Source organism: Furfurilactobacillus milii, assembly GCF_009864005.1.
GTDB lineage: Bacteria > Bacillota > Bacilli > Lactobacillales > Lactobacillaceae > Furfurilactobacillus > Furfurilactobacillus rossiae_B.
The window spans coordinates 106,353-119,430 of sequence record NZ_WEZQ01000019.1 but is presented as its reverse complement, the minus strand read 5'-3'; the positions used below and the strand labels follow the sequence as shown (position 1 = coordinate 119,430).

Below are 13,078 nucleotides of genomic sequence, written 5' to 3'. Positions count from 1 at the left end.
GGAATCAGAAAACAAATAACTACTTTGTGCCAAACAAACGGTCACCGGCATCCCCTAAACCAGGCATGATATAACCATCTTCATTGAGCTTTTCATCCAATGCAGCTGTGTAAATATCAACTTCTGGATGAGCCTTTTGTAAAGCTTTTACACCTTCTGGGGCTGCTACTAAACACATAAATTTAAAGCTGTGTGCACCACGTTGCTTAAGTGCATCAATAGCCATAATTGCTGAGCCACCAGTAGCTAACATTGGATCAACAATAAAAATCTGACGTTGATCAATGTCAGCTGGCATTTTGACGAAATACTCAACGGGCTGCAATGATTCTTCGTCACGATACATCCCAATATGACCAACCTTGGCAGCAGGGATCAAGTTCAAAAATCCGTCGACCATTCCTAAACCTGCACGTAAAATTGGCACAATAGCGACCTTTTTACCAGCCAACTGCTTCTTTACCGTCTTTTCGATTGGCGTTGTTACTTCGACATCTTCCAACGGCATATCGCGTGAAACCTCGTAAGCCATAAGTGTTGAAATTTCGTTCACAACTTCACGGAAGACCTTTGTGCCTGTATCCCGGTTACGAATTATCGTTAATTTATGTTGAATCAACGGGTGATCAAGAACCTCAAACTTCCCCATCGGATGCCACACTCCCTTTTATTTTCTGAACCTAATTCTAGTCGATTTTAGCTCTGAACGCGAGTGTAATTCTTGATTAATTCACATTAATTGGATGCGCATCCGTTAGTTGACGCACCTTAACTGCTACATCACGCGCCACAGTGGCATCTTCGGGATGGTGAATGATTGATAGAATCAATTCTGCAACCTGTTTGCTCTCTGTCTCACCAAAGCCACGAGTAGTAATCGCCGGCGTGCCTAAACGTAATCCAGAAGTAACACGTGGACCAGCGGGATCGTTAGGAATCGCTTCCTTATTCGTCGTGATATCAACAGCATCAAGTAAATCCTGTAAGGCTGCCCCAGTTAATGACGTCCCGGTCAGATCTAGTGTCATTAAGTGATTATCCGTACCGCCGGTCAAAATTTTAACCTGATCATCCGCATTGAATACGCTAGCCATCGCTTGTGCATTCTTAATGACCTGTTCACCGTAAACCTTAAAAGCAGGTTGCAAGTCTTCGCCCAGCGCAGCTGCTTTACCAGCAATAACATGTTCCAATGGACCACCCTGAGTGCCTGGGAAGACAGCTGAATTTAACTTTTTCGCGTATTCAGCCTTAGCCAAAATCAGTCCACCACGTGGTCCACGAAGTGTTTTGTGAGTGGTTGTCGTGACAACATCTGCATATGGTACTGGACTTGGATGTAACCCAGTTGCCACTAACCCAGCGATGTGAGCCATATCAACCATAAGCTTGGCACCAACTGCATCCGCAATTTCACGAAACTTTTTAAAGTCAATGATACGGCTGTAGGCAGACGCGCCCGCAACGATTAATTTGGGATGAACTTCCTGAGCCTGTTTTAAAATGGCGTCATAATCCAACCGTTGGCTCTCTGGATCGACATGATAGCCATAGAAAGTATATGTTTTGCCACTGAAGTTAACTTTAGAGCCATGAGTTAAGTGACCGCCATCATCCAGTGCCATCCCCATCACGACATCCCCTGGCTTAATGAGGGCCATGTAAGCCGCCATGTTTGCCTGCGAACCGGAATGCGGTTGCACATTAGCGTATTCAGCACCAAAGAGTTGTTTGGCACGGTCAATTGCAAGTTGTTCCACAACATCAATATATTCACAGCCACCATAGTAACGGTGACCCGGGTAACCTTCAGCGTACTTGTTGGTTAAAACGGAGCCCTGTGCGGCCCGAACGGCATCTGAAACAATGTTTTCAGACGCAATCAACTCAATGGTATGCTGCTGACGGTTCCCCTCGTTGGCGATTGCTTGCCATAATTCTGGATCTGTGTCTTGATAACTCATCGGCAATTCCTCCTTGACAGGTTCAGTAACCCTACGTGATCTGATGGTATTAATTGTTCAAACCATATCTTCATTTTACGCTAATCGGAAATTATCACGCAATCAGATTTGTGACGTCGTGAAGAAAACATTACCAGCAGACTTTTTTAAACGGTTCATGTATGCCAGCCCAAGTCCGTTGGCTGGGAAACCCTCGGCCAGAATATCTTTAATTTCACCTTCGTCGTCAAAGTGGCGCAATCCCGCAAATAGCAAATGACTAGCGGTCGTCACATTCTGCCCAAGTTCAAATACTTCTACGTTTGTTGGCAATTGCAATCCTGCCAAACGCTCCTCGGTCGCCATCAACCCTATTTGGACAGGCTGCTGACCAGCCCAGTCTAATGCAGACTGCCAGTCGCCATCGTTAACGATGTAAACCTGAGCGGCTGGCGCATAGTGTTTGTACTTCATTCCAGGAGCTTTCGGTGTTTCTTTTGCGCCAACTTTGTGGACTTCCGTTGCAACAGTTTGCTTAATTACCGCTTCGATTTGTTCAGGTGTGACTGCTCCTGGCCGCAAAATGGCGGGTTGATCAGTTGACATGTCTAATACCGTTGATTCAACGCCAACCTTAGTTGGACCATCGTCAACAACACCCGCAATCTTGCCACTTAAATCATGCAACACATGATCGGCCGTGGTCGGGCTTGGCTTACCAGACGTGTTGGCAGATGGGCCTACCATTGGCCGTCCTAAAGCTTTAATTAACGCCAATGTCGTCCTGTTAGCTGGAAAACGAAATGCTGCTGTGTCCAAACCACCCGTGACGGCCTTGGACAATACATTTGGTTTCAATTTAAAAATCATGGTCAACGAACCTGGCCAAAAAGCCGCCATTAATTTTTTTGCAGCCTCCGATAGTGGTTCTGTTAATGCGGCCACCGTTTCAACGTCGGCCACATGAACAATCAACGGATTGTCACTTGGCCGTCCCTTTGCTTGATACACTTGCTTAACTGCTGTTTCATTTGTTGCATCGGCCCCCAACCCATAAACAGTCTCGGTTGGAAATGCAACCAACTGCCCATCTCGTAATGCCTCTGCAGCAGCTTCAATTTCCTGGTTTGAAAAACGTTTCGTTTCCATGCCCTTACATCCTCCTGTTCTAATGTTCCTGTTCACCGTTGAACACGAATCATTCGATCATGACCGGTAATGTCTTGTCGCAATGTCACGTGTGCTTCAGGCAAAGCCGTCTCAAACAAATGTTTGACTGACTTGCCTTGGGCAAAGCCAATCTCGAAGTACGCGACGCCCTGGTCTGTTAAGTGATCGGCCAGTTGTTGCGCAATCCGTTCATAAATTGCTAAACCTTGGTGATCCGCAAATAACGCTTGATGGGGTTCATAATCTAACACATTTTGATCCATCAAAGGTCGCTCATCCTCACTAATATAAGGCGGGTTGCTAACAATCAGGTCAAACACCTTATCTGCCACAGGTTGAAACAAATCGCCAACCTGCCAACCGACGTTTGCTCGCAGCGATTGTGCATTTCGCTTGGCCACCTGAATGGCAGAATCGCTAATGTCTGTTCCTGTTACCTGCCAGTGTGGACGTGCTAATGCCATGCTGATGGCTAATGCGCCGCTACCCGTGCCAATATCCAAGACACTTTTAGCGACATCATCATGATCAGTCAGCACCCAATCAACAAGTTCCTCAGTTTCCTGCCGGGGAATCAATACAGCAGGTGTCACCATAAATGAGTGTCCGTAAAACTGAGTCTTACCGATTACATATTGAGCAGGCTCTCCCTTTGCAATCCGTTGGACGGCCTGCTGATAGGCTGCCCATTGAGCTGCCGTCAGCGCATCTCTTAAACGCATCAATAACTGGGTTCGCGACCAGTTAAACAAATCCATCATAATACTGGCCGCTAAGTTGGGGTCAGTATTTTTTAACTGTTGGTCAAAACAAGAAGAAGCCCACTGCTGGGCTTCTAAAATAGTTGGTTTATCCACGATTTAACTCATCCATCTTCTCAGCCTGTTCGTTTAACAGCAAGGCATCAATAATTTCGTCTAACTCGCCGTTCATCACGCGGTCCAATTTATTCAAGGTCAAATTGATTCGGTGATCCGTAACCCGGTTTTGAGGGAAGTTGTACGTCCGGATTCGTTCCGAACGGTCCCCAGTTCCAACAGCGCTCTTACGTTGCTCGTCGTATTCGCTCTGTTCACGAGAAGCGTAATAATCGTACACACGCTGTTTCAGAATTTCCATCGCCTTGACACGGTTTTGCTGCTGCGACCGTTGATCCTGCATTGACACAACCACGCCGGTCGGAATATGCGTCATTCGAACGGCTGAACTTGTTTTGTTAATATGCTGACCACCGGCACCGGATGAACGAAACACATCAGTCCGGATGTCTTTTGGATCTAAGTCGATATCAACATCCTCGTACTCTGGCATCACACCAACAGTCGCGGTACTGGTATGCACACGACCAGCAGATTCTGTCACCGGAACCCGTTGAACCCGATGTGCACCATTTTCAAACTTCAGTTTGGAATAAACTTTATCGCCCGTAATCATCAGGACAATTTCTTTAAAGCCACCCACTTCAGTCGCATTTTCGTCGATGACTTCTACTTGCCAGCCTTGCTTTTCAGCATAACGAGAATACATGTTGAATAAGTCCGCAGCAAATAAGCTAGCTTCATCACCACCGGCAGCTCCATGAATTTCCATGATGATGTTCTTGTCATCATTTGGATCCTTAGGTAGCATCAAAACAGTGATTTCCTGTTCCAACTGGGCTTTTTCGTCTTCCAATTCTTTTAGTTCTTCCTTAGTCAGCTCTTCCATGTCAGGATCAAGCTTTTCATGAAGTAAATCATTATCGTCGCTGATTTCATCCATCACTTTGCGATAACGACGGTACTTTTCGACTGTTTCACGAATGCTCCCCTCTTCTTTGGACAGCTTCATAAAGCGATCTGAATCCGCAATGACCTCAGGGTCGCTCATGAGTTCATTAAGTTCCTCATAGCGGTCCGACACGGCCTGCAGTTTATTAAACATTTCATCCATAACTTCTGTCTCCTACTTCGCTCGTTCTGTCAGTTTACTTCTGTAAAGGCGGGTTAAAATAATGCTCACGGCACACTGGATAATAACTTTCATTTCCGCCAATCTGGACCTGTTCACCCTCATAAACGGGTTTATTATCGTGAAAACGAAGATTCATGATTGCTTTTTTGGCACAGAACCAACAAATCGTTTTCATTTCTTCAATCTTGTCAGCGTAAAGTAATAGGTATTTTGATCCCTCAAACAATTCGTTGCGAAAATCATTTTTCAGTCCAAACGTCATCACCGGAATGTGTAGTTCATCCACAACCTTAGTTAACTCCAAAATGTGGTGTTTTTGTAAAAATTGAGCTTCATCAACCAGCACGCAAGACGCTTCCGGATCAATTTCATTAACGGCCTCGAAGACGTTAGTATCTGCTTTGATGGTGTGAGCCGGACGCTTCAAACCAATTCGGCTTGAAACGTAACCTTCACCATCACGAGTATCCACGGCACTTGTCATAATAATGACGGACTTGCCTTGTTCCTCGTAATTGTGCGCGACTTTTAAGATTTCAATCGTCTTACCTGAGTTCATTGCCCCGAACCGGAAAAATAACTGTGCCATGCGTTGCCTTCCTCTGTCAAAAATTTTATCGCTTTCCATTATACCGAATGGACCAATACTTGAACAGCACGACGGCCAAACATGTTTGAACTTGCTTTCTCTGATCGACAAGTTAAGTAGTTAGTGAATTCATTAAAACTGAGCATTGGACCGTGGGTTTTAGACGAGATGTGCTAAACTGGCTAAAGTTAATTACAGATTAAAGGAGCTTTTCATGTCATTACGAAGCGGGGTTGCCACAGCAGTTGGCAAGACATCATACTGGTTTTTACACACATTTATGCACGGTGGTTCATCATTACCTGGCAAACTAGCCGCTCGGATTGACCCCGAAATTTTGAAACATTTGGGACAAAATTATGATGTTATCGTGATTACTGGAACAAACGGAAAGACACTGACGACCGCTCTAACCGTCCGTGTTTTACGCGAAAAATACGATCATGTTTTGACAAATCCTACTGGTTCAAATATGGAACAAGGTATTGTCGGCACATTTCTTCATGCCAAACGTTCCCGGGGTCAACGCCCACTGGCCGTCTTGGAAGTGGATGAAGCAAACGTTATTAAAGTAACGCGTTACATTAAACCCATTGCGTTTGTGTTCACCAACATCTTCCGTGATCAAATGGATCGTTACGGTGAAATTTACACGACGTACAAAAAGATTATCGATGGCGTGCGGCTTGCACCTGAAGCGACTATCATTGCGAATGGTGACGCTCAACTCTTTAACTCAGTTGATCTGCCTAACCCCAAAATTTACTACGGCTTCAATCACCTCCCACAAGGCGATATGAAGGCCCCGACGAATACGGATGGCATCTTGTGTCCAAAGTGTCAGCACGTTTTGCACTATCATTTTATGACCTATGGTAATTTAGGCGATTACTTCTGCCCTAATTGTGGTTTCCATCGTCCAGAGCTTAACTATGCAGTTACTAAATTGGGTGCCATGACGCCCACTGCATCAACGTTTGATTTGGATGGTGAATCATTTAAGATTGGCATCGGCGGTTTATACAATATCTATAATGCCCTCGCTGCATACGCTGTTGGCCGTTTTCTCAATGTAGAACCTGCTCAAATTCGCCAAGCTTTCACCAGTGATGAACGTGTCTTTGGCCGCCAAGAGGTCATTCACGTCGGCGATAAGGACGTTACCTTGATTTTGATTAAGAATCCCGTTGGTGTGAACCAGGTTATCGACATGATTTTAACGGAACCTGAGAACTTCTCATTCGTCGGCTTACTCAACGCCAATTATGCTGACGGTATTGATACTAGTTGGATCTGGGATGGTGAGTTTGAAAAGCTTGGTGCTGCCGGTACTGGCGAGAATCCCAAAATAAAAGCATTTTTGACCGGTGGCGAACGCTATAAGGACATTACGTTCCGACTTAAGGTGGCAGGTATCGATCAACCAATGATTGAACCAGATTTAACTAAAGTCACTGCCAAGATCAAGGAACTGCCAACCAAAAAAGTGTATGTACTGGCAACCTATACGGCCGTGCTACAATTACGTAAACAATTAGCCAGTGAAGGTTTGATAAAGGAAGGAATGGGTGCTTAATGGCTAACTATCATTTAACAATCGCCCATCTTTACGGCGATCTGATGAATACCTATGGTGACGTCGGTAATATTTTAGCAATGCAGTATTACGCCAAAAAAATGGACGCTGATGTGACAACAAAATTGGTCAGTCTCGGTGATCCATTTGATCCTAATGATTTTGATATTGTTTTCTTCGGCGGTGGACAGGATTTCGAGCAAACCATCGTGGCTAAAGATCTGCCAACAAAGGCGGCAGCTATTACCGACTTTATCGAAGACGGCGGCCCTACCCTAGCTATCTGTGGCGGCTTTCAATTACTGGGTCAATATTATATTGGCGCGGATGGTGAGCGGATTACTGGAACCAAGTCTATGAGCCACTACACGAAGAATCAGCATGACCATCGTTTTATCGGTGATACGATTATCAAGGATGAACAAACCGGCGAAGTTTATCATGGCTTTGAAAATCATCAAGGAATGACCTTTCTTGGTAAGGATGAGGCGCCACTAGGAGTTGTTTCCGAAGGTGCTGGTAATAATGGTGCGGATGGCACTGAAGGTGTCCATTACAAAAATGTCTATGGCACCTACTTCCACGGTCCCATCCTGACCCGGAATGGTGACATTGCTAAACATCTACTAGTCGCCGCATTAAAGCGCAAGTATCCAGACCAAGATTTTAGCGAACAGGAAAACATGGTGATTCCAGCAACGTTTTAGCGTTTGCTAGAATTCAAACAATTAAAAACGACACAGCGTGAAAAATCACGTTGTGTCGTTTTTGCGTAACGCTAAAACCAAGATTCAAAGGACACTCTTTGATAACTAACTATGCTCGTGCATGTGGTGCTGCCAACTGTGGCCGTTCGCCGTTGCGGGCCTGGACCCAGTCGTCATTGTCCCACTCTTCTGTAGCACGGCGACCACCAAAGTAATCCCATTCGGAATTACGCTCAACTTCAACAATCTTGTTGCCACCAGCAACCGTGACCCAATTATACGACCCATTCTCATGAGCAAATTTGACCCACAAAACTGGGAACTGGTGCTCCTCACCATTAGCGTCCACATAGGAACGTTGCTGATTTTCCACAACCAACAAGGATAGACCGCGCGCAAAATCTGGATCCGTATCGGTCCAAACATCTTCGGCCAGCTTCTCTGCCTCCTGAGTGCCCGGCAATGGCTGATCGGGTGCCTGTGTATAGTTGTGGTAACTTTGTAAGTCCTGGCCATCGTTTGCATAGATAGTGGTTACCTGTGCACCATGTAATAAAAACGTTGGCTGCTCCTGATACCGTTCAATTGTGATTGGTTCGCCGTTACGTTCATGCGATTCAGTTGAAATCAAAGTATAGTCGTCTGGAATCCATAAGTAACGTGATTTATGATCCTTTAATTGAACAAATGCCATGTTAATTTCCTCCATTCATAAACCGGTATTGTTGATTAAATTGCGTGCTATTTCGTCCGTTGAATAATGTCCGTCTTTGTTCGTTTGATGACAAACAGCAAAACCAGCCAACCGCCGACAACGAAGACTGACACAATTGTTAACGCATTAAATAACATCACAATAACAACAAATGCCAAAAAGCCCAGTACAAAATAGTCACTTACAGGTGTTAAGGGCGTCAAAAACGTCCCGTCACCGACACCTACCTTCTGCCGGTATCGTAAATGAGCCACAACAATCATGACCCAAACAAACAAGAAACAAGTAGTCGACATCGTTGCTAAAATCGTAAAGATTTGATTTGGAATGATGCCATTTAAAATTAATGCAATCATGATAATGCCCGCCGAAAAAGTCAGTGCGTTGCCCGGCACCTGTGTCTTAGATAAACGGCCCAGCTTAGCAATTCCCCGACCATGATAACGATTCGTCAAGGTATAAAGCATCCGACCGGTCGAAAATAACGCACTGTTACAAGCCGATGCTGCCGCAGTGATAACCACAAAATTAATAATGCTGGCAGCGGCCGGTATTCTAGCAGCTGCGAATACTTGAACAAACGGGCTTTGGTTCGCATTGGCCACCGTCCACGGAATGATCGTCATGATAATGAATAGTGCGCCGACGTAAAACAAAATGATTCTTACCGGCAGTTCATTGATTGCCTTGGGGAGAATCTTTCGGGGGTCTTTCGTTTCAGCAGCGGTGAGACCGATTAATTCAATGCCAGCAAAACTGAAGACAACCATTGGCAACGCGGTCACGAAGCCGCGCCAGCCGTTTGGCATCAAACCTCCATGACTGACCAGATTCTGCAAACCAACGACCCCGTTGGCCGTTCTGACATGCATGACAATCATGACCGTACCAATGATAATCAATAAGATGATGGCCGCCACTTTGATCAATGCAAACCAAAATTCCGTTTCACCGAACAAACGAACTGTGATTAGGTTCAACCCCAGCAAAACCAGCAGCAATACGAGCCCTGGTAACCATTGAGGTAGCGAAGGCCACCAGAATCGAAAGTAAAGCCCAACAGCAGTCAGTTCGACCATCGCCGTCACTAGCCAACACAGCCAGTACGTCCACCCTGCGATAAAACCAGCCGTCTCTCCTAAATATTGGCGAATAAAATCAACAAACGAATTAAATCGTTCATCAGACAGAAGCACTTCGCCTAGCGCACGCATGATGATAAACGTGACTACCCCCGTTAACATATAACTCAGGAGAATTGACGGGCCCGCCAGATGAATTGCACGGCCAGATCCTAAAAATAGGCCGGTGCCAATGGTGCCACCAATCGCAATCAACTGAATTTGACGATTGCGCAGATTACGTGCCAGTTGTTGTTGTGCCATACAGATGCCCCCTTACTGTGAGCCTGCTACCCATGGTGCCTGTTGGAACAAAGCTAATGCCGCCGGTCCGTCCAAATGCTGTGTTTGATAAATAAACGCATCGTCCTGCAATCGATTATATAAATCTAAGTCCGTCTCACGCAGATGAATCATATCTGTGACATTAATCTCAAACGGTGAAAAAGACCCATCATCATTAATGATTGTCAGAAAAATACTATGGTGACCGACAGCCGCCAGCATCGCGGAAATATTATTCTGCAGTCCCTTCAGGAATTGTTGCTCAGCAGGGGCCACCTCATCGTCAATCACAACGCCGGCAAGCTGATGCTGATATTGTGCTGCGACATCATCTGTTAACGTGTCGTGTTCCACGAGCTGCTTCATTCGTTCATACATCATCATAAGTTGATTAAGTGCCGAACTTGGCATAATTGTCACCTTCTTGTCCCTTTGTCAGTCTCACTGAACCTGCTTAAATATCAGATCCACTATGTAGCCTACCCATTTTCAAAAATGACAGCTATCAATGATAACTACATTTTCGATGCAAACATTAATTTCCTTATTTCAATTGGTAAGTTCGGTTGATTTAATTTAGTTCACATCGCTAATCACCAAAACCACTGTTTTTCGAATATGTTTACTTGGCAAGATTAGCTTTTACGCTCGATTGATGAGTACACAAAAAGACCTGCTACGTGTTAGTAACAGGTCTGGTTGACTTCTTAACTGTTCAATTAATGCCCCTTCCGGTGACAGTGATTGTGACACTAAGCCTTAGCGCCGGGTTCGCTGGCGATGATTTGTACGTCGCCTTTAACGGTCCATTCCTTGATGCCAAACGGAATAATGAAGTGCATTCCCTTAACCAGGGTATATGGCTGCTCACCGGGAACAATCAGTTCACCACGGCCATTAAGTACAGATGCCAAAGTGTAAGGCGCCTTGCCGCGACTAAAGTGGGCTTCCCCACCGTTTGTCCGCCATTCATAAACCGCAAAGAATTCAGAGGCAACGAACTTTGTGATTGTGGCCTTGCCAACTGTTGTTTTTGTAATATCAAGCTTTGGATCAACATGCGGTACCGTGGTCACATCGATACTTTGTTGCTTGTGTAATGGGCGTTTGCGACCCTTAGCATCCGTCCGGTCCCAATCGTAAACACGGTACGTTGTGTCCGAACTCTGCTGTGTTTCAAGCACCATGATCCCAGCGCCGAGCGCATGGATCGTGCCACTAGGAACATAGAAGAAATCGCCGGCCTTCACCGGTACCGTGCGAAACAACTTGTCCCACTGGTCATTATTGATCCAGTCAGCGAGTTGTTCGCGAGTTTGTGCATGGTGGCCGTAATAAAGTTTGGCACCTGGTTCTGCGGCAATCACGTACCAACACTCAGTTTTACCAAGTTCATGCTCATGTTCTTCCGCGTAAGCGTCGTCTGGGTGAACTTGCACTGACAGGTCCTCATGGGCATCCAAGATTTTTGTCAATAATGGGAACACATCACCCTTAGCATTGCCAAATACTTCACGATGCTGAGCCCAAATTGTGTCCAATGATTCACCTTTGAATTCACCATTTACAACCGTTGCGGGACCATGTGGATGAGCAGAAATGGCCCACGCTTCACCGGTGTGATCCGTTGGAATATCATAATTAAAGCGGTCGTGAAGACCAGTGCCACCCCAAATTTTTTCATGGAACACTGGAATCATAAACATTGGTTCAGTCATCAAACGCACCCCTAATTGTAATTAATTTGGCTTTAGCCCACAGCTGGACTATACACTTCTCTCAGTTTAGCACAGTGTGTCGGCCGTTATTTTAACCACCAGCAACTTCATCTAAAAAGGTCCGGTATAGGGACGGTCGCCACTCAATAAAGCGGTGATTTTTCTGGCTCGGATGCACTCGATTTGTCAATAACACTAACCCCTGTTTCGTAACCCGATCCAAAATGATGATGGTGCCGGTAAAGCCGGTGTGAAAACTGACCAAATGTGTGTTATCCGAACTCGCTAATAAATTCCACCCTAATGAACGGCCCAAGTTGTGCGATGGTGTTTGATCTGTCCGCAACAAGTCACGCGTCTTGGCAGTCAAGACGTCGTCACGATCACTTAAAAACCACTGTGCAAAAGTTGTCATATCAGCTAATGATGCAAACAACCCAGCAGATCCGCAATGCTTACCTAAAATAGCGGCTTTCGGATCATGAACACGCCCGCGAATCAGACCCTGTTGAGTCAATTCGGTTGGCACACTGTTTGACGGATCTGGTGTAAATGTCGCCGCACCCATTTTCAGCGGTTTCAAAACGTGCTCCTCAATAATCTGTTGCACTGGTTGATGACAAACGGCTTCCAACACATAGCCGATAAAAATCAGGCCAATATCGGTATAATGGTCGCGCTGTTCAAACGTGTCACCGACTGGCAACTGTAATAACGCTTGTTTAAGCTGATTGGCGGGCAACTCATTACGATGTGGAATGTATCCCGCAATTGCCGACGTATGAGTCAGCAGATCCCGTAATGAAACGCGTTTATCATGCCATTCAGGAACGAACTGGGCCAATTTATCATCGACACTAAGCCGACCCTGTTCGACTAATTGTAATAATGCGGTCGTGGTACCAACTACCTTAGTCAACGAGGCCAAATCGTACAGCATCCCCGGTTTTAACGGTTCATGTTCCGGCCACCACTGGGCATCACCCTTCACCTTTTGATACACTTCTGAGCCATCGATCAACGCGTAACTGACCCCAGGTACAATCTGATCATCCAGCAAGTCCTGAATTACACGTTGTGTTTGTTTATAATCACGCATTTACTGTCACCTTTTTCAATAAAAGGCGCTGTCGTCAACTACTTCAGTGAACAACAACGCCTAGCACTCAATTTAAATAACAATCCTCATAAACTGAAAATCCTGAATAGATCATGGATGTTTAGCATCCGTTACACTGACCGGAAACGCCGTTCCATGGGACTGGGTTCAACCCGCACAAAACGCGGTTTTCACCCTTGAT

At 45.5% G+C, this 13,078-nt stretch carries 13 protein-coding genes; 2 read left to right on the top strand and 11 right to left on the bottom strand.

The features are described 5' to 3' along the window. Positions 1 to 19: 19 nt before the first annotated feature. From upp to GB993_RS10440, 6 genes are all read right to left on the bottom strand, one after another. Positions 20 to 649, bottom strand: a complete 630-nt coding sequence (gene upp, locus GB993_RS10465; protein ID WP_161004250.1) for a uracil phosphoribosyltransferase — start codon at positions 647 to 649, stop codon at positions 20 to 22. A gap of 76 nt (positions 650 to 725) precedes the next feature. Beyond that, a complete protein-coding gene (gene glyA, locus GB993_RS10460) occupies positions 726 to 1,964 on the bottom strand; it encodes a serine hydroxymethyltransferase (RefSeq protein ID WP_161004249.1) in 1,239 nt (412 codons plus the stop codon). Positions 1,965 to 2,066: 102 nt separating this feature from the next. Next, on the bottom strand, positions 2,067 to 3,092 hold the full coding sequence (locus GB993_RS10455) for an L-threonylcarbamoyladenylate synthase (RefSeq protein ID WP_161004248.1): 1,026 nt from the start codon (positions 3,090 to 3,092) through the stop codon (positions 2,067 to 2,069). Positions 3,093 to 3,124: 32 nt separating this feature from the next. Next, on the bottom strand, positions 3,125 to 3,970 hold the full coding sequence (gene prmC / locus GB993_RS10450; RefSeq protein WP_161004247.1) for a peptide chain release factor N(5)-glutamine methyltransferase: 846 nt from the start codon (positions 3,968 to 3,970) through the stop codon (positions 3,125 to 3,127). After that, positions 3,963 to 5,045, bottom strand: a complete 1,083-nt coding sequence (gene prfA / locus GB993_RS10445; RefSeq protein WP_017261025.1) for a peptide chain release factor 1 — start codon at positions 5,043 to 5,045, stop codon at positions 3,963 to 3,965. Before prfA ends, prmC begins: the two co-directional genes overlap by 8 nt. Positions 5,046 to 5,079: 34 nt before the next feature. Beyond that, entirely contained in the window at positions 5,080 to 5,655 is a 576-nt protein-coding gene (locus GB993_RS10440) for a thymidine kinase (protein ID WP_017261024.1), read from the bottom strand. 214 nt (positions 5,656 to 5,869) lie between these two features. On the opposite strand from GB993_RS10440, the gene GB993_RS10435 reads away from it, so the two are divergent. Then, a complete protein-coding gene (locus GB993_RS10435) occupies positions 5,870 to 7,231 on the top strand; it encodes a Mur ligase family protein (RefSeq protein ID WP_161004246.1) in 1,362 nt (453 codons plus the stop codon). Next, the gene (locus GB993_RS10430) at positions 7,231 to 7,938 is read left to right on the top strand and encodes a type 1 glutamine amidotransferase (RefSeq protein WP_017261022.1); all 708 of its coding nucleotides are present in this window, start codon (positions 7,231 to 7,233) and stop codon (positions 7,936 to 7,938) included. The genes GB993_RS10435 and GB993_RS10430 overlap by 1 nt, the downstream gene beginning before the upstream one ends. Positions 7,939 to 8,047: 109 nt before the next feature. Here the strand turns inward: GB993_RS10430 and GB993_RS10425 are convergent, their stop codons facing one another. The 5 genes from GB993_RS10425 to GB993_RS10405 form a co-directional block, all read right to left on the bottom strand. After that, the gene (locus GB993_RS10425) at positions 8,048 to 8,632 is read right to left on the bottom strand and encodes a hypothetical protein (RefSeq protein ID WP_161004245.1); all 585 of its coding nucleotides are present in this window, start codon (positions 8,630 to 8,632) and stop codon (positions 8,048 to 8,050) included. Between the two features lie 47 nt (positions 8,633 to 8,679). Continuing rightward, complete coding sequence (locus tag GB993_RS10420) at positions 8,680 to 10,038, bottom strand: amino acid permease (RefSeq protein WP_161004244.1); 1,359 nt, start codon at positions 10,036 to 10,038, stop codon at positions 8,680 to 8,682. A 12-nt stretch (positions 10,039 to 10,050) separates the two neighbouring features. After that, the gene (locus tag GB993_RS10415) at positions 10,051 to 10,470 is read right to left on the bottom strand and encodes a hypothetical protein (protein WP_161004243.1); all 420 of its coding nucleotides are present in this window, start codon (positions 10,468 to 10,470) and stop codon (positions 10,051 to 10,053) included. Between the two features lie 341 nt (positions 10,471 to 10,811). Then, positions 10,812 to 11,777, bottom strand: a complete 966-nt coding sequence (gene manA, locus GB993_RS10410; RefSeq protein ID WP_161004242.1) for a mannose-6-phosphate isomerase, class I — start codon at positions 11,775 to 11,777, stop codon at positions 10,812 to 10,814. Between the two features lie 91 nt (positions 11,778 to 11,868). Further along, positions 11,869 to 12,876 carry a serine hydrolase domain-containing protein gene (locus GB993_RS10405; protein ID WP_161004241.1) on the bottom strand — a complete coding sequence of 336 codons (1,008 nt, stop codon included), beginning with the start codon at positions 12,874 to 12,876 and terminating at the stop codon, positions 11,869 to 11,871. Positions 12,877 to 13,078: the final 202 nt, after the last annotated feature.